The sequence below is a fragment of the Alteromonas sp. 009811495 genome (genome assembly GCF_028865455.1).
Classification (GTDB): domain Bacteria; phylum Pseudomonadota; class Gammaproteobacteria; order Enterobacterales; family Alteromonadaceae; genus Alteromonas.
Window position 1 is genome coordinate 1,696,646 of sequence record NZ_CP113972.1, and the last position, 24,411, is coordinate 1,721,056.

Consider the following 24,411-nt stretch of genomic DNA (forward strand, 5'->3'; position numbering starts at 1 on the left):
CGACTAAATTTTGAGTCTATATTTCAAACATTGCCGACTTATTAGTCACTTAACCTGTCGAAGGTTAACTTTTTCTTGCAGGCAAGCCGAAGCCTAAGTATTATACGCGCCGTTGTTAAGACATTCTTCTACACTTAGCAACGTCGATTATGCGTCTATAGCTCAGTTGGTTAGAGCGCTACCTTGACATGGTAGAGGTCCCCTGTTCGAATCAGGGTAGACGCACCATATATTCCTTTTCAAAATCTTCATAAATCGTCGCCTTAGCACTAGTCCAGTTTCATAACGAGTTGACCAAGAAAATAGCTTCGTAAACAGCAATTCGCTCTGCATTGTGTTGAACAGCAAAGACGCTCATGACAAGAAATAGTTTAGTTTTTGAAATAACTACATCTTAACCTTGCATACGGTTGACAATCCTATGCGTCATTTTTTGCCGTATAGTTGTTTCATGCTTACCAAATATAAACTTTCAAAAGTAAGCGCATGCAAAACATTCAAACTGAACAAATTAAAATTCACGTTATTGGTGTAGGCGGTTGTGGCGGTAATGCAGTTAACAACATGGCCAGCCTTTGTGCGCATGACAATATTAGGTTTAGCGCTGTTAACACCGATATCGCTGCGTTGCATCGATGCTCAAATCATGAAGTGTTATTGATTGGGGAGGACACAACTAAAGGGTATGGAGCTGGGGCTAACCCAGATGTCGCAAGCGACGCCGCCATTCAGAGCAAAGATGCCTTGGTGACGTTAATTAAAGATGCTGACCTTATTATCATTATCGCAGGCCTGGGAGGCGGCACGGGAAGCGGTGCAACGCCAATTCTTATTGAATTAGCCAAAGAGAGCGACATCGATGTGATGTGTTTTGTTACGCTTCCTTTCAAAGCCGAGGGAGGCAAGCGAAGCGACATTGCTAGAAACGCGCTTGAGACAATACGAAGCAAAGCAAATGCTACGCTAGTTATGTCTAATGATTCATTACTTTCTGCACTAGATGAAACCGTTGGGCTTCTTTCTGCATTTCGTCATTGTGACATTCAAATGCATAAAATTGTCGAAGCCATTATCGTAATGCTTACAAACACGGGTTATATCAACGTCGATATCAATGACTTCAGTCATATTCTCTCTCTTGAGGGAGATACTGCGCTAGGCGTGGGTATTGCTGAAGATGACAGTTCATTAAGCGCAGCATTAAAGCACGCCTTAGAAAACCCATTAGTCGACAAACAGAATATAATAGGGGCGCAAGGCGTTATTGCGCAGCTAACGTGCAAAGAAGAGCCCAGTTTAGCCATGTATGAAGAAATGCTAGCTACCCTCCAATCTTTAGTCGATGGCCCTCAAACTCTGATCATTACTGGCGTAACGTTATCGCCAGAACTACCACATTTTGGTGAAGTCTTAGTTATCGCCACGGGTGTGCCTTCAAGTGAACAAAGCTTTGAAGAAGAGAAAAATGTGATACCTATGAAGCAAGCATCCACATCATTGAGAAAGGACGCGGCATACTTGGAAATACCTGCTTTTGTGAGGTTGCAGGGTAGGGATTTAAATTAATCAGAAAACAACGATTTATTTTGCGCTGCTTCTTCCTGATAAGCGAAGTACAACCTTTCAGACAGTTTAACAAAATACTGCCGCAGTTTTTGAGGGCCTAGGATCTCGATGTTATCGCCCAAGCCTCTCAAAAAGGCGCGCAGTTTGTTGGTGTCTTTCACCGTCGCGGTCAATACGGATTTATCTGATTGAAGAGATGGGGTTATTACTTGATCATCACTGAGTTTATAGCCGTGAAGCAAAAATAACGCGTTATTTTTAACCAATAACTTAAGCTCAATGTCTTCTTTTTTGTTAGCCGACAAAGTTTGAACACTTTCTAGCTCACCAAATTCTTGTTGGCAGTCTTCATCGGTAACGGTAACGTTTCTAACAAATTGTAACGGCAACGCGTAGCGTCTTTTGTGCAGCGAACCAAAAGTACACACAAAAAGTTGTCGACCATCTTGTTTCACCAGTCCCATAGGGTTAACTCTGTCGTAGTGCTTCCAAACCATTTCGTTTCCGCCGCTAAAAATACGCTTAATATCGGCAGAGATTTGTTTTCTAAAAAAGATTGCACTTTTTAACCGTTCAAACGAAGCCGCATCTATCTCTGGAGGGATGAGTGGTTGGGAAACTTGCGAATCTGCCACCGATCTAAGCCAGTTTGTAAGTAACGAGTCACTATCTTGCTCTAAGACCTGGCTCGCTTTTGCAAAGTAAGGCTGCATTTCTTTAAGCGTAGAATTTGGTAGTGTGGCACCTGATTGTTCAAGTACCTTAAACGCAAGCGCAGTATTGCCGTCCATTAAGCTTAAATTGAGTTTCTTAAAATTCGCGTTTATAAACCAGCCGTAGGGTTTCGAACGCTTATCAACTTCTAAACCAAATAGCCCAATGTTTTCTAGGCTGACTAAGTCCCGCTGCACCGTGCGCATATCAATATTGTGATGACCGCAGTTTTGTAGATTTTCAAAAATTTGGCGGCTTGAAACTTTTCTGGGCGCAGAAGGCACAAATTGAAGGATGTCGAGCTTGCGTTGAAATGCACTCATTGTGGAAAATTTGCTTTAGCGATTGTGAACTCACCATAGCATAGAGACCGCATGCGACAAAAATTGTCGCATGCTAAATTGTTACAGTGAATAACGCCGCAAACGTCGTGTTTTATCGCACTTACACCTGTGTTTGTGGTGCATTAATGTTTGATAATTCGCATAGAACGTCGATAAACGCTTTAACAGACGCATGCGGAGCAGTCTCTTGCATGGTGTGATATCCAGAACTTGGTACTTGCAACGTGGTGCCATCTACCAGCCCCTGTGATGCGGCGACGATTCGACCTAATTCGGTTGAGCCTAGTGAATGTTCACTTTCACCGTTGGCAATGCGCTCTTTATTTAATTCTCGAACGTAGTCGTCCTTGTATAAATAGCGATAACCCAACGTTTCACACGTTGTAGCAAGCTTGGCTGTTAGCGCTTCATTGAATTTTGCGTTTGCGTCTTCGTGGCGTAGCACCAAATGATGTGCAGAAGCTGCTGCAAAATCTGGCATAGGGCTGGTGTCTAGTACAAATAACTGATTGGTTGAGCCACCAAATCGTCGAAACCATTCAAGCAGGTAGCGCCAGCTTTTTCCGGCCTCTTCTTGAGCTGTAAAAAACGCGGTGCCCGTAAAGCCGAGTTCAAATAAATAGATCATTACTGCCGCCGATAGGACATTATCGAGCTGGCCCACAAGCGCGTCTTCGGTCACTTTGAGCTTGTCTACCATGGCTATGGGGGTGCCTGCTACCACATGTTCAAGGCCTTCAAGTTCAAAAATAAGATTGTTGCGAAATTCGCAGATCTCAGAGCCCTTGATATGCCCTCGGCCGCGGTATGCGCCTGTCCAAGGCTCATAGGCAAACACGGGAGCATTGACAAATCGCCCTTCAATTTTTTTCATTAGCTGTTCACTAACAGAATTTCCGAGTAAGTCCGAGCGCGCTCCGGCAACAAATGCCGCATATTGAAATTCGTTAGGACCTGTACAAATAAGTCCGTGGCGGTCGATATGGGCTGAAAGCATGATACTGTGAGGGTCGCTTCCTTGAGCAACCAGCAGGCCTTCATACCATGTTACCTTTGCTCCGCGTTCTTCCAACTCTCGTTGCAATACTCGAAAGAAGGTGTGCTCTGCACCAACTACACTGGGTTCGCGCATCAGCAAAGAGAGTAATTCGACAAACGATGATGGCAATAGACTATTCATTAGGGTACCAATAAAAGAATAAAAAAACGTAATAGCTTGTTATCTATAAAAGGTCAAAGACTATTTGCGTTAGTAATTTACTGACTACTCACTTCTTCAACTATCACGCCAGCGTGCTCGGCAAGCCGCTTGATTAAGTTGTCGTTTAGCAGTGATGCAGGCGTCCAAAATCCGCCCTGTGTGTCTACACTATCATTTGCAAGGCAAAGTCCTGCTTGTGTAATCATTTTGGCCGTAGAGCCATACCCCGGATCTCTATCGCCCAAGACTTTAACTTCAATCTTTTCACCGTTGGCAAGGGTGCCATAAAAGCGCATATCATACATTCCATTAAGCTGCTCTTCTTTACTTGGTCCTTCTCCCGGTTTGGGTAGCACAAATTTTTCGAGAAGTATTCTTAATGGCGATATATTCGCCGCCACCATAAATGCACCTAGGCCAAGTGTCGTCTTTTTGGCGATACTCTTGTTTTTGGCAGACATGGCCTCGTCGTATCTGAAGTTTTCACCGTACATATTCCCTAATAGAGCATTGCTGCGGTGAACAACACGTTCGTTGATAGATGCCATCACAAATGGCATGGTCCACATATTTAACTCATCGTCATACTCGGCACTTTTGTGATTTTTCTGCCGCACTGAATACGGATGCCCCTCAGGACACAGTACATAAGGGTTTACTAAAGCTTTACGTAAGCCCGGATCTTTTTTTGCTTCTTTTAAAACGTTGAGCAAGCTTGCAACTGTTCCGCCTGATGCTCCACCACGTATTCGGTGCACACGCATTTTAATTTGTGTGGCTGGTTTGCCTGTTTTCTCGATGGCCAACCTTTGTAGGTGATAGACGCCTAAATCAGAGGGAATAGAATCAAAGCCTGTACAGTTAACCAGCCGGGCGCCACTTTTTTGCGCCGCACTGTGGTACTTGTCCACCATGCGTTTTATCCACTGAGGTTCGCCAGTTAAGTCGCAATAAGCAGTGCCTGTGTTTACGCACGCTTTTACAACGCTCTCGCCATAGAGCGCATAAGGACCCACTGTCGTGAGCACTACCTTGGTTTGTTCGCACATCGCGTGTAAACCATCTTCATCGTCAGCGTTAACGACAACATGGGGCACGTCTATACCAACTCTTTGCTTCACTTCAATAAGTTTTTGTTCACTGCGACCTGCCATCGCCCACGTTACTTGTTCATCCTTATAAGCGGCAAGGTACTCACAAATAATTTGCCCAACAAAAGAGGTTGCGCCATACAACACAAGATCATAAACGTTTTTTTCGTTTGCCATAACGGCTCCAAATTGTTCTTTTTTAACAGGTTGCATGTTTAAATGAAATTGCGCAATGCATAGGGTATTTTATTTTTAAATAAGAACGTATAAGCCGTTTGAAGGGATGAGTTCAGTTTTCTGAACAGTGCCGTTGTGGGCTTTCCTTACTCATGTAGTGCGATTAAGAGTATTAAAAACAGCAATGCGATTTCTTCCATCTGATTTTGCTTTGTACAGCGCTTCATCTGCGTAGGTAAACAGCGTCTCAAAACTGTCGGGCTTAAGTTTAGTGCAGATACCAATAGATGCTGTAACGCTAATGCTATTGCCGTCTACCTCGGTCACACTTTGTGCCAGTGAACTGCGAATGCGCTCAGCAACTTCATAGGCCACGTTAAGATCCGCCTCAGACATAAACACCGCAAATTCTTCCCCGCCCAATCTACCCACAATATCGTACTGACGGGTAGATTGACGCAAAATGGCAGCAGTGTGCTTTAGCACATGATCGCCTGCTAAGTGGCCATAAGTATCGTTAATGCGTTTAAAGTGGTCTAAGTCTATGACTAACATTGTGGCCGACGCTTGGTTTCGCTGAACGCGTGCTAGCTCAGTTTCAACGGCATCTACGAAAGAGCGGCGGTTGGCTAATTGGGTGAGTTCATCGGTAAGCGCAAGTTTCTTAAGCTGAACTAAGGAGCGTTGCAGTGTACTTTCAGTCACTTTCTGTTTTGAAATGTCTTTCGCTTGTAACAGCAACTCGCCTGAGTCGAGAAGTTGTTCTGAAAAAAGCATCCAGCGTCCATTGACTAAGTCGACCTCAAACATCCGGTGTGGGCGTTTTCGTCTCACACTTCTTACATATTCAAGCCAGCTCTCTATGTGGTCGGTTTCAATGTTTATACCGCGTTTTTGGTCATATGCATGGCGGACAAGTTGCTCAAAGCTCCAGTATTCAACTTTGCAGTTTGTTGCACAGAATATGTCTAAGAATACATAGTTGGCATATAGGAGTTTATCGTCAGGACAAAAAATGGCGTAGCCGTCCTTACTCGATTCTATAAATGTTTGTATGAGTTGATTAAAATTACAACCAGGCGCAATCACAACCACTTGCCTTACGGATTACTGTTTACTTAAAAGTAGTTTATTTTTTAAAAAATGTCCCTGATTACAAGGGAATTTGTTTGCAAACTAACACTGCTTTTTCGTACCGCTGACAGTTTGTGCAGTCGATTACTTGAGCAGTTTAGAAAACTGAATCTATACTTGGTATAGAGTGGTTGCCAGAAACGCTTGTGATGTGATTACAAGTGCGAAGGAGTGCTATGAATTTTGAACCAGGAAGTGATAATCAATTCATTACTTTGTACGATGAAGGGGAGCAGCGTTTCCTAGATCTCATCGATGCGCTGCCCAAAATATCAGTACAGGGCTATGACAAGGAAAGGCGGGTAATTTATTGGAATCATTCGAGTGAGGAAATTTACGGTTATTCAAAACAAGACGCTATAGGTAGAAAACTAGAAGACCTCATTATTCCTACTGAAATGAAGGAAGCCGTCATAGCGTTACATCAACAATGGCTGCAAGAAGGTGTAGCTATCCCCTCAGAACGACTTCAATTAAAACGAAAAGATGGTTCGTTAGTTCATGTCTTTTCTTCTCATGTGATGCTGAAGGAAGGAACCGACAACCCAGAAATGTTCTGCATTGATGTGGACTTGTCTAAAGAAAATACCGCACTACAAGAACTAGAGAGAATGGCGTCTACCGATTTACTCACTGGGCTGCCAAATAGACGTTTCCTTTACAGTGAATTACAGTCAAGAATTGCCGAGGCCAAAAGTAATAACAGCCAATTTGCAGTCCTTTTCATAGACCTTGATATGTTTAAAGAGGTCAATGATACCTTGGGCCATACATGGGGCGATGAGTTATTGCGAAGCGTTGCTAAGCGCCTTGAAAAATGTTTAAGCAATGATGGAAAGTTAACGCGGTTTGGCGGCGATGAATTTGTGATAGTGCTTAATAGCGATCTTTCACAAGATGAGGTATCGCGCATTGCTTCAAAACTTACTGACTGTTTTGGCTGTACATTCGAACTGGGTACGGAAAATGCGCACATGACGGTGAGTACGGGCGTGAGTAACTTTCCCCAAGACGGGAGCAAGCCTGACGATCTATTAAAAAAAGCTGATGTCGCCATGTACCAAGCAAAGGCTGAAGGGCGCAATCAATTTCAATTCTTTAGTGCTGAGCTTTTTGAAAAAGTTAATCGGCAACGGACTATTACGGCACAGCTTCACGAGTCGTTAAAGAAAGACGAATTTATGTTGGTATATCAACCGCAGTTTGATTTGCGTGATCAGCACGTTGCAGCATGTGAAGCACTACTGCGTTGGTGTCCTGCCGACGCGAGTCGAAGTGCTCCTCCAAATATTTTCATAGGCATCGCCGAACGTACTGATCTTATCGTTAAAATTGGACAGTGGGTTTTAGAGCAAGCGTGCAAGCAGGTCAAGGCTTGGAAAGAAAAGGGGATTATGCTGCGGGTAGATATCAATATTTCGGGAAAGGAGTTAATTCAACCGAATTTCTTTTCAAATTTTGAGTCTACGATACGCAGGTTCGGGCTTTTACCCAGCGATTTGGGAATAGAGTTGACCGAAAATTTACTCATTCAATCAGATGATAGTGTGCTTGAGGGGTTAAGAGCGCTGAGAGCCAAGGGAGTAGAAATTGCCATTGATGATTTTGGAGTGGGTTATTCTTCACTCAGTTATCTTAGGCAATTCCCGATTAGCCATCTAAAAATTGATCGCTCTTTTTTGAAGCATGCCCCTGAAGACCCTTATGATGGTGCTTTGTTAGAAGCAATCATAAATATGGGCCACAAACTTGAACTCAATATTGTTGCAGAAGGCATTGAGACTCAGGAGCAATCTAATTATTGTAAGCACTTAAACGTTGAATATGCACAAGGGTTTCTGTTTTCAAAACCCTTGGCTCCAAATGAAATCGAAAAACTTCTTACAAAGAAGTAGGGGAAGAGACCTACTTTTATTCTTCCCACCATACTTTGTTAGGTGCTTCTGCCGCATTTGCGATTGGAATAATCTCACCAAAAATTGGCGTACTCACAGGCACTCGTTGCTTTTCAGCAAGGGCAGTTATTTTAACCAGAGGTTCATTCCAATTGTGCAAGGCCAAGTCAAACGTACTGTTATGTACCGGCATCATTACGTTGGCTTGCACATCGATATGGGCTTTAAGGCTCTGATGCGGAAGCATATGAATATCTGACCACAGCTCGTTGTATGCTCCGGTTTCAATGAGCGATAAATCAAATGGCCCATACTTATCACCAATGTCTTTAAAGCCATCGAAATAACCAGAATCTCCGCTATAAAACACGTTCGTGGTGGTACTACGGATTACCCAACTAGCCCAGAGTGTTTCATCCCTATCAAACAATCCGCGTCCAGAGAAGTGCTGAGAAGGCGTTGCAACTATCTCGACGCCACTCAATATTGTTTTTTGCCACCAGTCCAACTCGGTTATTTTACTGTTCTTTACACCCCAGTCACGCAAGTGATTTCCAACTTTAAGTGGCATGACAAACTGTCTCGTTTTGTGTTTAAGGATTTCTATGCTGCCCTTATCTAAGTGGTCGTAGTGATCATGACTAATAATAACCGCCGCCAACTCGGGCAGGGCCTCTATATTAATGGGCGATGCATGAAATCGCTTTGGTCCCATCCACTGCACAGGCGAGGCGCGTTCACTGAAAACAGGATCAATAAGAATGTACTCGCCGTTAACTTTGAGCAGTGTGGTTGAGTGTCCAAGTTTCACAATGCTGTCTTCTTCAACCGCATCAAGCATGTCGATATCAAGCGGAACAACCGGAATTTCAAATGTAGGCGTTGCTGCCTTTCTGTCGTCGCGCCAATAGGCTTTCAACATCTTCCACATATCACCTAGTGATGTTTGGTAAGTGATGTGGGTATTGCTGAATTTTTCAGGTAGTGGGGCATTCTCTGCAATAGCTTTTGAGCAACCGCAAAACGACGTCATAAATAAAACTCCAATAACAAAGCAAGTGCGACGATAAGCAAGCATTATCTCACCTTAATAAAAGTATACTGCACGGTGTAGTTTATTTATAATACTTGTTTTTGCTCAAAAGTAAACTACTTAGTGTAATTTTGGTTGTTTTTGAATCGGCATAGCCATTTATCAACGTTTTCAAGGCAGCCGTGGAGATAAGCTAATCTCTATTGGGAATAAGGGTGGTGTATGTGTTACAGCGCTCGTTGGTTACGTATTTGCCTGTCAACACATAGCCGATGGTGTTGAACTTATTATCGAGTAGCCTTGCACTAACGCCGTCACTATCTTGTTCTTCTACTACCCATCGATTGTGGCCAGCAGTCGTATGAATGGGGAGTACCATGTTGATAGGGTGGCAGCTGGTTTTCACAACGATTGGCATTATGGGGTAAGACAAATGCGCGGGTTTTTTCCCATGTATTATCTCGTTGGCCATGTTTAAGGCTAGTAACTTAACTTGGTTTAACAGTGGCGCGACATAGGGCAGAACTGCACCAATCTGGTCGGTATTATCTTTAATGGGGCTTGCATCATCACTAGCAGCAACGCGTTGCGTTGAAACTTGGGCACAGTCTCCTATGGCAAATACATCTTGAACCGATGTTGCTAGATGACTGTTAGCTAAAATACCACGCTGGCACGAAATACCAGAACGCAACGCTAATTCTATGTTGGGTTGTACGCCAATTGCCGATAGTACAAGATCGCTATTAAAGCGCCGTCCGTTAGCCAGTATCACCTTAGTGCCCAGCTCGCGATTTTCAATACGCGACACCGTCGTACCAAAATGGAAATCGGCACCTGCTTCTGTTAGAGACTGAGTTAGTGAAAGTGACGCTTCATGGGGCAGAAGCGAATAGAGCGCACTGGGGTTCGGGTCAACAATGCTAACGCCGAGTCCTGCGCGAAGCAGGTTATCTGCAAACTCACAGCCAATTAGGCCTGCACCCATAATAGTAACGTGGCGCACGTGCGCGGCTTCAGTGACAAACTGCCCGTAATCACTTAAGTTGTTTACAGCGCGAATCTTGTGGTTTGCGTTACCTTCAATAGAGGGCGTGATAGCCGATGAACCTGTGGCTAGAACCAACTTATCGTAAGGTTGCGCTCCGCCTCCTTGAAGTAACACACACTTTGCCTGTGTATCTACACGTTCTGCCAACGTATGAGTAAAAAGCCTAACGTTATATTGGCGCGAAAACTCTATGGCTGAACTTTGGGTAAGCGCGGCAATACTTTTTTGCTGCGCATAGGCATTAGACAGCTGAGGTTTGCTGTAAATCGCGCCATCATCTGCACAAATTACAACAATAGGCGTATGTTTATCGTGTCGACGATACGACTTTACAAAGTTAACGCCCGCCATGCCCGAACCTATAACCACGATGGGAGCGCCGCTTGCGTCGTTGTTCTGAGTTCGTTTGCTGGCTAACGGTTTTATTCCTGCAGGGCTTTCACTGTGAAAGAGTGGGAGCGATCCGTATTGAGTGTTCATTTGCTCAACTTCGCTCGTTTCAGCCACCTGTTTCATTTGAAAATCACGCTTACTAATGCCGCATTCAGGGCAGCACCAATCGTCAGGAATATCTTCCCATTTAGTACCGGGGCGCAAACCTTCTTCCGGGCAGCCTTTTTCTTCATCATAAAGCCAACCACACGCCTGACATTCCCAAATTCTATACTGCGACATAGCTTCTACCTCACCGAGCCTTTTGTTTCATAGCCACTAAAGACAATTTTTTATGCAAAACAGTCGTTACACTGAAAGAAGTGCATCAAGCTCTTCATTGAAGGAGTGTAAAGCCCACTCGTTCTTACCGTATTGAATGTAGGGCAGGGCGCCGCTTTCTAACGACGATTGAATAGACTCGCCCAATGCCCAGTCTTCGTTAAGTGTGGTATTTGTGATGTCGTGATTTTTCTGCCAATGGCGAAGCTGATTAATATCGCTGAGATCGACGTTTTTGGGAATTAAAGTCGTAATCGTTATCTCGGTTTCACCCGCACTTAGCGGACGAAAGCTTATAAATTCCACATGTTCTTTTTGTATAAGCAGCGCTGTATTCGGAAGCAGCATAAATAGTGTATGGCTGTAGTCGTGCAGCGATAAATCATCTGTTGCTTGTGCCGCTTCAGACGACAGGTTTTTTGTGGGCATGACTACCCTGTAATGCATATCAACCTTATCTATTACTGCCACATTGTTGTAGAAAAACGGCGCTATGGTTTCTTTGTGTGCAAATGCAAAGTGATAAGTCTCAAGCCCGCCCTCAGAAAAGAGTTTCCAATTACCCTTCCATACCTTGGTAAAGCGTTTGAAGTGCGTCAACTCATCTGCTTTTAGCCACTCAAGGTGTGCATTCATGCCAGCCAAGTGACTCGTTAAATGGGCTTTGATATCTTCATTTTCAGCAACGCTTGGGCATGCCCAAATGAAACCATACATTTCGATGCTGGGGACTACTATCAAGCCATTGTCTGACTTATGAGTATTAGGAAAGCAGTGCTGGTGGCCAGGAATGTTGTTTAGGGTACCATCTGTAGTATATGACCATGCGTGGTAGGGGCACACAAACTGCTTGGTGCACCCTGAACCTTCTACCAATTTCGCACCTCTATGCCGGCAAGCGTTTCTAAACACATGCACGTGATTGTTGGAGTCTCGGCTAACAATTAAGGACCCCATGGTCGTCTTAATTTCTTTATAGCTATCAAGCTCTCTCACTTCAGAGACGTGAGCCACAATGGTTGGCAACGTATTGAATACCTTTTTTACTTCATCGTTAAATCGAGATTGACTGGTATATCTGTTGGTGTCTGAACGCACCTCAATATCACCTAGTGAGGTAGTTTTATTCGCTACATTTTGTTTCGCGCTCTTTATCAACAACTTTTCGATATCGGTATTCATGATGTCACTCCTAAAACGGGAAGCGTACGTTTTGGTTATTCAAACGCTTTATACATTCCTCAAGTTAACTTACCACTTGGTAGGTTTTTACAAAATACCTACCAAGTGGTAAGCTGTCAACATTGTATTAACACTTTTAGCGTTGGAACGACGAAGTGAAGTTAAAAACGAAAGACAAGTTATTGAATACCGCCACTATTCTTTTTTCGAAAAATGGTTTCTATGGCACTAGTATTAATGACGTTGCCGCGGAGGTGAGTGTAAGTAAGCAGGGTTTGCTTCATCATTTTCCATCAAAAGAAAAGCTTTACGCTGCTGTGTTAGCACAGGCGGCTAATCATCTTATCGACCTGATAACGGAAATCAAAACTGAATCTGACGATGCGCAAACACAGCTATTTGCACTATTTGAAAAGATGATACGCGCTGATGAAGAACGACTAAGAGTGATCATTTTGCTCATGCGAGAGTTACTCGATAATCGCGAACGCGCTGAACAAGCAAATAAGTGGTTTTTGCGCCCTTTTCTTGATGAGATTGTTGCCATTGTAGATAGCGGGCAGCAAAAGGGGGATTTTGTAGAGCACTCACCGCTTGCTTTTGTGTACCACTTGTTGGGCGCAACGCAATACTACGTCGTTTCCCGCCCTACGCTCGATAAGCTTTATACGCGCGAAGAACGGAAGCTACACGAACAGCAACACATGGCGATGTTAAGAGGGATCATCTTTGATACATAGCCATTCAGCATTAGGCGTTGATTATTAACTATTGGCTGCATCGCGAATGATACCGCGTATCCACTGAGTTAAGGGGTCGCTGGACAAGCGCTGGTGCCAGATACTAATTACATCAAATTGAGGAGGGAGGGAAGCGATCTCTATCATTTGAAGGCGAGAGTCGGGAAGCAGGGCGCTTGGAATAAATCCGCACAGGTCTGTACTGTGGATAGCTGCTATTGCAGCAGAAAAAGTAGGAAAGGTCATCATAACATTGCGAGGGTGGCCTTGTGATTCAAACCAGTGCTGTATTGCCCCACTAAAATCACCTCTTGAGGGGGACACGACCACCTGTGGAATGTTGGCAATACTTTCAATGCTCATTGACGATGAAACCTGATTATTTTTTGATGAAGCTACACAGGTATAGTGTTCATTATAAAGTGTTTCGCATGGATAGTGGCTCGGCGCAAATGCGGGGTTGGTGAGAGCAACATCTACATCACCGTTTTTTAAATCTGCAGCTAGTGTGTCTAGCTCTAGTTTTTTCACTGCAATCTTTAAAAAGGGCGCTTCTTTTCTAATAACACTGAGTACTTTGGGAAGCAGCGAAACTTGCTCGAAGTCGGTACAGCTTAGTGTGAAAGTCGCTTTGGTCGATGCGGGTATAAATGTGTCGGGTGTAAGCAGACCGTCTACCGCTTCAATGGCCGCAATCAATTTTGGCTGAAGCGCAACAGTAAACGCAGTGGGTTCTACACCACTGCCACTTCTAATAAATAACCTATCGTTGAATGCTGAACGCAATTTTCTTAAGTGTTCACTCACTGCTTGCTGAGACATCCCTAATTGCTCGGCCACTTTCGATAAATTCTTTTCCTTAATTAGGGCAAGCAATATCTTCAGCTGTTTGATTTCTATAGGTTTGCTTGGTTTCACTTGTATCAGTTACATGGGTTACTTGATTTTATTGTATCATCTCGGGCTTTATCATTCACTCATCAAAGCGATATTGAGGAATGAATCATGTTTTCTGTAAATTATGTATTACCCCAAGGTACATTGGAATACGACCAAACCTATCAAGGGCCTGGCGCTTCGGAATTGACCACATCAATTGATAAGCGAAATATCGATATCACTGATATGCGTGAAAGCAAGCGCGAGTTTTCAATTGATACAAACGGTTTTGAAGTCGTGAGATTTGCACCGGTTTTCAATCACTTTGAGAATGACGAAGCAGTGATAGCGCAGCTATACCCCTCTGTAATTACATTTTTGCAGCGCAAGTTTGATACCAAACATGTTCAAATTTTCGATCATACTTACCGCTCTACCACGCGCACTGAGAAAACCACCCATAACAGAGCCCCAGTAAAAACGGTACACAACGACTATACAAATACGTCAGCTGAGCATCGTATGCTTGCAGAAACAAAAGATAAGCCACAGCTTCGAACACGCAACTATAAGCTGGTCAATTTGTGGTTACCTGTACACCGCGTGGTTAAATCATTGCCTCTTGCAATAGTTGATTTGGCAACAGTGCAGCAAAGTGATTTTCACCGTTTAAAACTTATTTACCCCGACAGAGTTGGTGAATTAGCGGCGATTAGTTACAGCCCAAAACACCGCTGGTATTACCAATCTGATATGGCTCCTGGTGAAGGCTTGTTATTTAAGGTGTTCGACTCGACGCTTCCAGAAGGCATGTTTGGTGTTCCTCATTCTGCCGTCGAAGTTATAAACAATCAGCAAGGAGAGTTATTACCACCGCGCACAAGCATAGAGATTAGAGCAATTGTATTTTCAGGAGATAAGAATGAGTAATCCACTGGTATCGACTAATCCGCTTGATGGTAAGGAAATTGGGCGCGTAGAAATTGCGAGTAGAAGTGCGGTCGAGGACACGGTAGGCAAAGCGCGCATAGCACAACAGGCTTGGCGTAAGTACACCGCTCAGCAAAGGGCAAGCATAGTCAAAGAAGCCTTCAGCGCCCTTGAAAGTGTAGCTGAAAAGCTAATCTTTTTGATTTCACAGGAAATGGGAAAAGATAAACGCAGAGCAACTTATGAAGTAATGGGGGTAATGCAAAGCGCAGCTTACTTCAGCCAAGAAGTGGTTCAAGCGGGAAGCCCGATTAGAAAGCCAAGTGGAACACAAATCCATTATCGTCCGCTTGGCGTTGTTGGCATTATTTCGCCGTGGAACTATCCCTTAGCCATGGCGAATAACTTGCTTGTACCAGCATTGGTTGCTGGTAACACGGTAGTGCTGAAACCCTCTGAAAATACGCCTTTGGTTGCGGATCTGTTTGTGAGCACGCTGAATCGCGTTTTACCCGAAGGGGTACTGAATATTGTTCATGGTGACGGTGAAGTCGGTAAGGCTTTGGTGCAAAGCAACATAAATATGGTCGCTTTCACAGGTTCCGTTGAAGCGGGAAAACACATCATGAAAACAGCCGCACCCAAACTTCATCGCTTGGTTATGGAGTTAGGAGGTAATGACGCCATGATTGTGCTTAACGATGCGGACATCAATGCCGCGGCGCGTTTCGCCGTAGCCAGCTCGTTTGAAAACTCCGGGCAAATGTGTACGTCTACCGAGCGTATCTACGTAGACGAAGCTATTTATGATGAATTCTGTGAGCGGGTGGTCAATATTGCCGCTCAGTACTCAGTCGGACCTTGGGACTTAGCGGGTGTCAATATTGGGCCCTTGGTTAATGAAAAACAGCATCAACACGTGATAAGACACCTGGTTGATGCTAAGCAACAGGGCGCTGAGTTTTTGTTGGGAAGTGATGATTATCATCCACCGTTCATTCAGCCAACCGTTGTTGCTGGGTTAACACAAAGTATGTTGATGTCGAACGAAGAAACCTTTGGCCCAGTGATCGCCATTGCCTCATTTAAGGACGTTGATGAGGCAATTACACATGCTAACAATTCTAACCTAGGTTTAGGCGCGGTTGTATTTGGTCGTCAAAACGCCAGTTACGTGGCTGAAAACATGGAAGCCGGTATGGTGGGTATTAACGCTGGTGTAGGAGCGGGAGATGCACCCTGGGTAGGAGCGAAAGAAAGTGGCTATGGGTATCACGGCTCTCTAGATGGGCATAGACAGTTTACCCAAGTGCAAGTAATAAGCGCATAGGAGACTAGAGATGAAAGAGAACTTTTTCGTTATTGCACGTGAGCCCGGAGCTCAAAACCCTGCTATTCCTACATGGGCCGCGAAACGCGACAACGCCTTTTTACTTGATTCAGTAGACGCTGGAAAAAGCGTAAATTTTGACGCGGATTCAAGCGAGGCTAATGCAAAAGCAGACCAAGGCCTCTTGGCAACACGCAATGATATCGCTGAAGTGCCAGGTGCATACCAATTGATCAATGTTTTCAGTGAGGCCGAGTGCCGCCGCTTTATCGAAACATCTGAAGCGTTGGGCTATCTGAAAGATGCCGCGGTCTCGCTTCCTCGCGAGATTCGTCATAACGACAATGTAACTATTGTGGTTGACGATGCGACAGAGCGACGTATATGGCAACGCGTATCTGCGCTGGCAGAGCAACACTTGTCGATATTTGATGGTAAAAAACCGCTAGGTATTAATACTCGGTTTCGTTTTTATCGCTATCAAGAAGGTGATTATTTTAAATTTCATATTGATGGAGATTGGCCAGGATCAAAAGTTGTTGGCAATAATTTGGTCACCAATGCTTACTCAGACAGATACAGCAAAATGACATTTCTTATTTTGCTCAACGATGATTTCGAGGGAGGTGAAACACAATTTCTTGTTAATGCAGATAAGCCGGGTGAGCCTGCTCGACGCGGCGACAAGCAAGCTCATGTAAATGTTAGAACACCTACTGGAGGAGTACTTTTATTTCCTCACGGGCGACATCCTTTACACTGTTTACACAGCTCAACGCCAATAACCAAAGGCGTAAAATACATTATACGTACCGATATGCTATTCGAACTTTAAGGGAGGCTCAGGGTAGTTACAAAAATGCTACTCATTGTATTAGTGCTAAGACTCCCTAATATCATACACAGGCGCGATGTTTGGCAACATCAGCCATAAAATGCCTCAGCTATTAATCGATTTGGAGAAAACAAATGTCAGTTAAATTAAATGCAGGTGATGCATTTCCGTCTATTGAAGTAACAGACAGCGAAGGTAATCAAGTTACCTTAGGTCAACCACGTGATGGCTTTACGTGGCAAGCGGTTTTTGTATACCGCGGTCGTCACTGCCCGTTGTGTACTCGTTATCTAAACCAGCTTGCAGAATACAAAGAGCATTTTGCGCAAGCTGGTGTTGATATTATTGCCGTGTCGGCTGATTCTGAAGCGCAAATGCGTCGGCAGTTAACCCAAGTATCGGTAAATTTCCCTGTCGCCTACGGCTTAACAGAAGCGCAAATGAAGGCGCTTGGTGTCTACATCTCAATACCGCGCTCTGAGCAAGAAACCGATCATAATTTTGCCGAGCCAGGCTTGTTTGTTGTAAACGAAGAGGGCAACTTGCATGTGGTGGACCTTTCAAACAACCCATTTGTGCGCCCAGAGTTAGGTGCGTTAGCAAACGGTTTAAATTGGATACGCGACCCAAATAATAACTATCCAATTAGAGGTACATTTGCTTATTAAAAACTGTGCCGTAAACGTCAACGTTTAGAACGTTTAGAACGCATAGTCGGCGTTGAGCCAAAGCGAGCGATAGGCATAGCCTGAAGTTCGCTTTGGTCTGCTATTTATTGCAGTGACGATAACACATCCTTTATCTCTACACGTACTTCGTCAATGGCTGCGACGACGGTTGTCGCTGACGATTCTGTAGTTGGAAGCATTTCCCAGTTTTGTCCCCATTGGGTTTTCAATACATTTGCCTTGCTTTCAACCTTGGGGTCGATAAGAACGCTCAGGTCGGAAATTAACCCCACTTGCACCCAGCCCTCTCTTGGGTTTCCTTTTATAGAGTCTTGGTCGTAGTGTGCGGCAAATACATTGCGTTCTAGTTCCGCTAGCGCTTTAAGTACTTCAAATGACGCAGTACGCACATTGTTATTACTCTCAGACACTTCCATGCGCCATGCGTTGTAAGTAAAGCCAATAACAGCAAACAGTAGGCTAACGACCGCTGTAAAATAATAGCCTTTTAGTTTGGCGAGTTCTCTCATAACTTTTTCCGTTACCACTGGGTAGTTATCAAACAAAATCAAATAGTAAAAAGCCAGCTTACGCTGGCTTTATTGGCTTATAGTATGGCACTTTGCTTTTCGAGGCTAGTGCTCCTTCTTGCACACATATACTTGAAGTCGGCGCTTATTTTTCTGCCTTAATACCATGAAAGGTGCAGTGCAACACTGGCAAAATAAGCAGTGTGAGTACCGTTGCAACCGTTAAGCCAAACACTATTACTACCGCCATAGATGCAAAGAACGCATCGGAAAACAGCGGGATCATCCCCAAGATGGTGGTAATTGCTGCCATAGATACCGGTCGTACACGTGATACTGAAGCGTTGATAACAGCAGTAAATGCATCACCATCACCCCTTGATTGCACGTTTATTTCTTCCATCAGTACAATACCATTTTTAAGCACCATGCCAATTAGGCTTAAACTGCCTAACAGAGCCATGAAGGTAAATGGCGCACCCACAAGCACTAAGCCGCCAATAATACCGATGGTGGTAAGAGGGATTACCCCCCAAATGGCCAATGCTTGTCGCAACTTACCAAACAGTAATACGGTAATGATAAACATACCGATAATGCCAATTGGCATACTAGCAAAAAGCGCCTTTTGTGCATCGCGAGACGTTTCATATTCGCCGCCCCATTCAATGCTATAACCGTCTGGTAGCGTTAGTTCATCTACCAATGGGCGTACTTTGGCTTGCACGCTAGCGGCCGTTTCACCGGATAAAGGCAGAGGTTCGGCATAGACCGCTAACATCCTTACTCTATTTCTGCGTTTAATAATCGGGTTGTCCAGGCTTACGTCAACATTACTGATTACATCGGCCATGCTGATATATTTACCTTGTTCTTGGCTCCACACATTAAGCGACGCAAGGTTGTCTATGTCGTAGCGCTGGTTAGGGTCGTTACGCATGACAATGGGTATTAAGTCGCTACCTTCGCGATATAGGCCGACGCTCTGTCCCTCGTTGTTGAGTAAGAATGCCGTGTGTACCGCATCTCTGGTAACGCCAATTCGGCGAGCTTGCTCTTCAAGAAAAACAGGCTCCACAAAAGGCACCTTGTTGCTCCAAGATAGCCTTACGCTGTCCATAGTTTGCTCAGCATTAAAAATGGCTTCGATATCGCTGCTTATTTCTCGCAGCACTTCTGGTTCTGGGCCGTAAATACGCGCTTCTATTGCCGCTTTGGCAGAAGGTCCAACTTGTAATGCTTTTACTTTGTATTGCACGTTAGGGAAATCTTCTCTAACGAGTTCAATAATTTCACGCATGCGCGCATCACGTGATTCAACTGTATTGGTTTCAACAATTAGCTGGCCGTAACTGGCGTATCTGTCTTCCGGGGCATAGGTAAGGGTTAGTCGCTGTGCTCCACCTCCAATTACGCTGGTAACATTAGCAATCTCTTCCATCTGCATAACGCGGTTTTCTAAACGGCGTATAGACTGCTCAGTGGTGAGAACATCGCTACCCTCAGGTAGCCACAAATCAACAAAGAAAAGCGGGGTTGAGGAGTCGGGGAAGAAGGCATTTTTAACGAATTTGCTAGAGGCAACACCTCCCACCAATGCTAGAAGTACAATGACAATAGTGACGTACCTAAAATTAATGGCCGCCGTCAAAAAGCGCTTGTAAACGGTAAATATAATCCCCTTGTAAGGGTCGTCATCTTCACTGCTTCCTTGTTCTTTCTCAGTTTTGAATAGCAAATCGAAAAAGAAAGGCGTAATAGTGAGTGCTGTTATCCAGCTTAAAAATAGTGAGAAGCAAAGCACCCAGAATAGCGATCCGACAAATTCACCAGTGGCGTCAGGTGAAAGTCCTATAGGCGCAAAAGCGGTAATAGCTATAACGGTTGCTCCTAAGAGCGGTAGTCCGTTTTGCGATACAACATCTTTCGCTGCTTGCAGCTTGGTTTGCCCCTTGCGAACGCCAATAAGCATGCCTTCTGTAACCACAATTGCATTATCAACTAGCATGCCCAACGCAATAATAAGGGCACCAAGGGAGATTTTTTGAAGCTCAATGCCTTTTATGGACATCAGGATAAAGGTACCTAGGATGGTGAGTACCAAAATGAGCCCCATCAATACGCCGCTTCGCCAGCCCATAAACAAGAGCAATACGAAGATAACAATGGCGACAGCTTCTACTAGATTGATGAGAAACCCTGTTACAGAGTCATCGACTACAGTGGGTTGGTTGTAAACCGTCGTTAATTCCATGCCAAGAGGCATGCGCGCTTCTAGTTCAGCAATTTTTGCCTCAAGGCGTTTACCAACATCTACTACGTTGACCGCTGACGCAAAAGATACACCAATGGAAAGGGCAGGTGCGCCGCTACTGTGATACAAAATAGAGGGGGTATCATTCAGCGTGCGCTCAATGGTGGCAATATCAGTGAGCCTAATCAATCCGCTTGCTGGCGAGCCAATAACCACTTGGCCAAGGGCTTCTAAGTTATCGAACTCGCCGGTGGGCTGAATAGAAAGTCGTTTGCCTTGAACTTTAATAGAGCCCGCATTTCCCACGATATTTTGTGCTGTCAAAAGCCCTGCGATAGCTTCAGTTGATACATTTAAGGCTTTCATCTTGTCGTGGTCGAGTGAAACAATAATTTGCTCGTTCACCGTGCCGGCAATAGAAATCTTTTTCACCCCTTCTACAAGCTGAATTTCTCGCTGCATTAAATCAGCAAAGTCTTCCATTTGCTTCAGCGTATAGTCTTCGCTTCTAAGGGTCATCAGTAGACCAAATACATCACCAAAATCGTCGTTTACGATAGACGTGCTGGTGCCTGGGGGAAGGGATGCCTGGGCATCACTTATTTTTCGTCGTAGGTTATCCCAATATTGTTCTAAATCTTTTTCTTGAACACTGCTCTTCAGTTCAACGGTAATTTGAGACGAGCCGACCATGTTGACCGAACTTACCCGTTTAACGTTGGGTATGCGCTGAATGGCTTTCTCTAATTGAAGGGTAACTTCTTCTTCAACTTGCTCCGGTGTTGCCCCGGGGTATTGCGTGATAACCAACGCGTTTCTAATGGTGAATTCAGGGAACTCTAACTGCCCCAATCCAAGGAAAGTGACAATGCCACCTAGTCCAAGGATGATAGCCACCATCCAGCTAATAACTTTTTGGCGAAAGAAATACTCGACCATGGCTACAGGCCTCCTTCTTTCGTCCACTCCGTAACTTGCTGTCCGTCTTTCACAAGATGGGCACCGGCTGCGACAATTCTGTCATCATCGTTTAACGGCCCCTCAACTAATAAGCCGTTAGAGATACCTCGCGTGATCATGACTTCAACTGGCTCCACAGTGCCTTTTTGGCCGTTATCACCCTCTGATTTGAAGCGCCATACAATGGCTTTGTCAGGTTCAGCATTGTCGGTAACCACCGCGCCAAAAGGCACTAACCACAATTTCGCGTCTGACTCGATGAGCTTTGACATATCAAGTAGGACGGTAGCACTCATACCCGCCAGAACATTGATATCTTCAGGTTCCGGTAGCGTAAGGGTAACTTCATAGCTCAGTTCGCCTTGGCGAGTGGTACTTTCATGGTCTTTATACATTGCACCATAGCGCTTTTCTGGCATACCAGAGAACGTCACCCAGGCAATTTCAGAACTACGGTTTGCTTTTGCTCTTGAGCGGTCAATCATACGCATTTTTTGTTCAGGTAGTTGAAATGTCACGTCAATTGCCCCTGGCATATGAAGTTCAGCAATGGTTTGCTGCGGCACAACCACTTGGTAGTTTTCAACGGGGACAGATGCAATAAGCCCTGCGAACGGAGCACGAAGTTCGGTATAACTAAGCTGATCTTCTGCGTTGGTTAGACTGGCTTTGGCGGACAAGAAATTGGCTTTTGCTTCATCGAAGGTAGAGCGACTTACAGCACCTTTTTCCACCGAAGCTTCCATGCGTTTAAACATGGCAGATGTCACATCGAATTGAGATTGAGCAGTTGCCAGTTGTGCTTTTGCATCGCGGTCGTCTAAGCGCGCAATAAGTTGGTTTTCGGTGACTTCTTCACCCGCTTTGACCAGTAGCTCTTGCAGCTTTCCACCAACTCGAAAAGATAAGTTTGAGTATTCTGCCGCTTCAACCTGACCGGGAAACTTAGCAATAGTTTCATCTGAATGCTGCACCTTGTACAAAGTAACCGGTGTTGAAGATACGGCCTTAGGTGGAGCAGGTGCATCTTCACAAGCACTTAAGCCACAAAGAACAACAATGGCAAGACCTATGGATGATGCGGTATTTTGGAAACTACCCTTAAAAAGCGGCATGATAACTCTCCGTATTGGTGATGTGTGTAATTGCTGCAAAGCAACACGCAAAAGCATAGTGTAATTACAGTTATAGCGTTTAGCGGTGGTTTCGATCAGCTTTTTATATGCAAACTTCAAAATATGTGCGGTACCTTATTTATTGTCAGGCATTTCATCGTGCTCAAGTTTTTCAGCGTAGCCTTTCGGCGGTGGCGTCCAGCCCCGCATTTTTGAGTGTTTGTCATGCAAATCTGCTTTCAATGCACTTTCAATTAACGACTCGAGTTCAATAAATAGTTTTAGGTAGTTATTGTCAACGCGTTCACCACTGGCATCGTCAATCCACGCGTGATACAGCACATCGTTTTGTTGGTCTTCAATATTCTTATAGGCCATTTTTTGGCGTTCAACATGGAAGGGGTGAATATTCAGTGAACGCAGTGCTTCTGCGCCCATTTCCAGTGCGGAATGATATGTTTCTGACACAACATAATCAGCACCCAGCTGGCGCAATCGATATCCGTGACCGCGGTCGAATGCGCGAGCAAGTACCTTAACATTGGGGTAGGCATGCTTGGCGTACTTTACCATTTCGGCAGCTGTGTCCTTATCATCGATGGCGATAACTAACAAAGAGGCGTCGTGAGCACCTGCTGTGTGCAAAATATCCGGCTTAGATGCATCACCAAAATAGGCTTTTGTACCAACACGCCTAATCAGATCAATTTGTTCTGAGCGAATATCAAGGACCACGGTTTTTACATCATTGGCCACCAGTAAGCGGTTAATAATTTGACCAAAGCGCCCTATACCCGCAATTACAACCGAGCCTTGTTCTTCTATGGTGTCTTGTTCACGTTCTGTTTTACTGCCTTTATAGCGAGGCATAATGGCCTTGTCGAACAAGATGAAAAGCCCAGGGGTCAAGAACATAGAAATGGCGACAACCAAAGACAGAACAGAAATAATATCACTGGGTAGTACATAGTTTTGCGATGCAAAACTTAATAATACAAAGCCAAATTCACCCGCCTGTGCCAAACTAAGCGTAAACAGCCATTTATTGCTATCGCGCAACTTAAATACGACGGCAATCACATAAAGTACTATGGCTTTTACCAGCATTACCGCAATAGTAAGGCCAGCTATCAATGCTGCGTTGTCCGACAGTACCCCAAAATTAATGCCTGCACCGACTGTGATAAAAAAGAGCCCAAGCAGCAGCCCTTTGAAAGGCTCAATGTTTGCCTCCAACTCGTGCCTAAACTCGCTATTGGCAAGCACAACGCCCGCTAAGAACGCGCCCAGTGCAGGGGAGAGGCCTACTAAACCCATCAGTGCGGCAATACCGATAATCAACATCAGTGCCGTTGCCGTGAAAATTTCACGTAAATTTGATGAAGCGACAAATTTGAATAAGGGGCGGCTTAGGTAGTGACCGCCCACGGTGACAAAGGCGACAGAGCCAATGATGACTAAGCCGTAGCCCCACGGCGGAAGCCCCTCAACTAGGCTCAAGCTATCGTGGCTTTCGCCGCTTGCTCCGTGCTCTGCTGCACTGGATGCCAGCTCTGGAATAGCAAGCAACGGGATTAACGCTAACATAGGGATGACGGCAATATCTTGAAACAAGAGTACCGAAAACGCGCTTTTGCCTCCCTCTGTTTGCTGTAACCCTTTTTCTTGAAAGGTTTGCAGTACAATAGCGGTAGAGGATAGAGCAAAAATGAGCCCTATTGTCAGAGATATCCCAAAGGGCTGACCCAGTGCAATTGCGGCGGCGGTTATTAGCGCCGCAGTCAGTCCAAGCTGCAACCCACCTAGGCCTAGAAGCTTTGACTTCATGGCCCACAAAGAGCGGGGTTCAAGTTCTAAACCTACTAAAAATAGCATCATCACCACACCAAATTCGGCGAAGTGTTGAATGGTTGTAGTTTCGTCACCTACAAGTCCGAATACAGGGCCAATTATTAGACCTGCAATTAAATAGCCTAGAACAGAGCCAAGCCCTAGTCGCTTAGCGATAGGAACGGCAATAACAGCAGCCACTAGATAAATAAATGCATAAAGAAAATAGCCTGTCATC

General features: G+C 44.7%; 19 protein-coding genes and 1 tRNA gene. 8 read left to right on the top strand and 12 right to left on the bottom strand.

From position 1 onward, the window contains the following. Nucleotides 1-151: 151 nt before the first annotated feature. Nucleotides 152-228, top strand: a tRNA-Val gene (locus tag OZ660_RS07750). A 258-nt stretch (nucleotides 229-486) separates the two neighbouring features. Next, a complete protein-coding gene (locus tag OZ660_RS07755) occupies nucleotides 487-1,566 on the top strand; it encodes a cell division protein FtsZ (RefSeq protein WP_274743090.1) in 1,080 nt (359 codons plus the stop codon). Here the strand turns inward: OZ660_RS07755 and OZ660_RS07760 are convergent. The 4 genes from OZ660_RS07760 to OZ660_RS07775 all read right to left on the bottom strand — a co-directional run bounded on the left by OZ660_RS07760 (nucleotide 1,563) and on the right by OZ660_RS07775 (nucleotide 6,182). Next, nucleotides 1,563-2,603 (bottom strand): helix-turn-helix transcriptional regulator, encoded by a 1,041-nt coding sequence (locus OZ660_RS07760; RefSeq protein WP_274743091.1) that lies wholly within the window; start codon nucleotides 2,601-2,603, stop codon nucleotides 1,563-1,565. The genes OZ660_RS07755 and OZ660_RS07760 overlap by 4 nt on opposite strands. 121 nt (nucleotides 2,604-2,724) lie before the next feature. Beyond that, complete coding sequence (locus OZ660_RS07765) at nucleotides 2,725-3,804, bottom strand: peptidase M42 (protein WP_202264988.1); 1,080 nt, start codon at nucleotides 3,802-3,804, stop codon at nucleotides 2,725-2,727. Between the two features lie 77 nt (nucleotides 3,805-3,881). After that, on the bottom strand, nucleotides 3,882-5,093 hold the full coding sequence (locus OZ660_RS07770; protein ID WP_274743092.1) for a saccharopine dehydrogenase family protein: 1,212 nt from the start codon (nucleotides 5,091-5,093) through the stop codon (nucleotides 3,882-3,884). Nucleotides 5,094-5,243: 150 nt separating this feature from the next. Next, nucleotides 5,244-6,182, bottom strand: a complete 939-nt coding sequence (locus tag OZ660_RS07775) for a GGDEF domain-containing protein (RefSeq protein WP_274743093.1) — start codon at nucleotides 6,180-6,182, stop codon at nucleotides 5,244-5,246. A gap of 221 nt (nucleotides 6,183-6,403) precedes the next feature. Between OZ660_RS07775 and OZ660_RS07780 the strand changes: the two genes are divergently transcribed. Next, complete coding sequence (locus OZ660_RS07780) at nucleotides 6,404-8,122, top strand: sensor domain-containing protein (protein ID WP_274743094.1); 1,719 nt, start codon at nucleotides 6,404-6,406, stop codon at nucleotides 8,120-8,122. A gap of 16 nt (nucleotides 8,123-8,138) precedes the next feature. Here the strand turns inward: OZ660_RS07780 and OZ660_RS07785 are convergent, their stop codons facing one another. The 3 genes from OZ660_RS07785 to OZ660_RS07800 form a co-directional block, all read right to left on the bottom strand. Further along, a complete protein-coding gene (locus OZ660_RS07785; protein ID WP_274743095.1) occupies nucleotides 8,139-9,155 on the bottom strand; it encodes an MBL fold metallo-hydrolase in 1,017 nt (338 codons plus the stop codon). A 193-nt stretch (nucleotides 9,156-9,348) separates the two neighbouring features. Beyond that, nucleotides 9,349-10,881 carry an FAD-dependent oxidoreductase gene (locus tag OZ660_RS07790; RefSeq protein ID WP_446698957.1) on the bottom strand — a complete coding sequence of 511 codons (1,533 nt, stop codon included), beginning with the start codon at nucleotides 10,879-10,881 and terminating at the stop codon, nucleotides 9,349-9,351. Nucleotides 10,882-10,947: 66 nt separating this feature from the next. Beyond that, on the bottom strand, nucleotides 10,948-12,102 hold the full coding sequence (locus tag OZ660_RS07800; RefSeq protein WP_274743096.1) for an aromatic ring-hydroxylating oxygenase subunit alpha: 1,155 nt from the start codon (nucleotides 12,100-12,102) through the stop codon (nucleotides 10,948-10,950). A 155-nt stretch (nucleotides 12,103-12,257) separates the two neighbouring features. Between OZ660_RS07800 and OZ660_RS07805 the strand changes: the two genes are divergently transcribed. Continuing rightward, on the top strand, nucleotides 12,258-12,842 hold the full coding sequence (locus tag OZ660_RS07805; RefSeq protein WP_274743097.1) for a TetR/AcrR family transcriptional regulator: 585 nt from the start codon (nucleotides 12,258-12,260) through the stop codon (nucleotides 12,840-12,842). Between the two features lie 24 nt (nucleotides 12,843-12,866). Here the strand turns inward: OZ660_RS07805 and OZ660_RS07810 are convergent, their stop codons facing one another. Then, entirely contained in the window at nucleotides 12,867-13,760 is an 894-nt protein-coding gene (locus OZ660_RS07810) for a LysR family transcriptional regulator (RefSeq protein ID WP_274743098.1), read from the bottom strand. 87 nt (nucleotides 13,761-13,847) lie between these two features. On the opposite strand from OZ660_RS07810, the gene OZ660_RS07815 reads away from it, so the two are divergent. The 4 genes from OZ660_RS07815 to OZ660_RS07830 all read left to right on the top strand — a co-directional run bounded on the left by OZ660_RS07815 (nucleotide 13,848) and on the right by OZ660_RS07830 (nucleotide 17,484). Further along, on the top strand, nucleotides 13,848-14,651 hold the full coding sequence (locus OZ660_RS07815) for a CmcJ/NvfI family oxidoreductase (RefSeq protein ID WP_274743099.1): 804 nt from the start codon (nucleotides 13,848-13,850) through the stop codon (nucleotides 14,649-14,651). Continuing rightward, nucleotides 14,644-15,981: an aldehyde dehydrogenase family protein gene (locus tag OZ660_RS07820; protein ID WP_274743100.1), complete on the top strand. Its 1,338-nt coding sequence runs from the start codon at nucleotides 14,644-14,646 to the stop codon at nucleotides 15,979-15,981. The genes OZ660_RS07815 and OZ660_RS07820 overlap by 8 nt, the downstream gene beginning before the upstream one ends. Before the next feature lie 10 nt (nucleotides 15,982-15,991). Next, complete coding sequence (locus OZ660_RS07825) at nucleotides 15,992-16,816, top strand: 2OG-Fe(II) oxygenase (RefSeq protein WP_274743101.1); 825 nt, start codon at nucleotides 15,992-15,994, stop codon at nucleotides 16,814-16,816. A gap of 134 nt (nucleotides 16,817-16,950) precedes the next feature. Then, entirely contained in the window at nucleotides 16,951-17,484 is a 534-nt protein-coding gene (locus tag OZ660_RS07830) for a peroxiredoxin family protein (protein WP_274743102.1), read from the top strand. Between the two features lie 104 nt (nucleotides 17,485-17,588). On the opposite strand, the gene OZ660_RS07835 is transcribed toward OZ660_RS07830, so the two are convergent. From OZ660_RS07835 to OZ660_RS07850, 4 genes are all read right to left on the bottom strand, one after another. Beyond that, on the bottom strand, nucleotides 17,589-18,014 hold the full coding sequence (locus OZ660_RS07835; protein ID WP_274743103.1) for a hypothetical protein: 426 nt from the start codon (nucleotides 18,012-18,014) through the stop codon (nucleotides 17,589-17,591). Nucleotides 18,015-18,159: 145 nt separating this feature from the next. Continuing rightward, nucleotides 18,160-21,207 carry an efflux RND transporter permease subunit gene (locus OZ660_RS07840; protein WP_274743104.1) on the bottom strand — a complete coding sequence of 1,016 codons (3,048 nt, stop codon included), beginning with the start codon at nucleotides 21,205-21,207 and terminating at the stop codon, nucleotides 18,160-18,162. Between the two features lie 2 nt (nucleotides 21,208-21,209). Then, nucleotides 21,210-22,343 carry an efflux RND transporter periplasmic adaptor subunit gene (locus OZ660_RS07845; protein ID WP_274743105.1) on the bottom strand — a complete coding sequence of 378 codons (1,134 nt, stop codon included), beginning with the start codon at nucleotides 22,341-22,343 and terminating at the stop codon, nucleotides 21,210-21,212. Between the two features lie 135 nt (nucleotides 22,344-22,478). Then, on the bottom strand, nucleotides 22,479-24,410 hold the full coding sequence (locus OZ660_RS07850; protein WP_274743106.1) for a monovalent cation:proton antiporter-2 (CPA2) family protein: 1,932 nt from the start codon (nucleotides 24,408-24,410) through the stop codon (nucleotides 22,479-22,481). Between the last annotated feature and the right edge of the window lies 1 nt (nucleotide 24,411).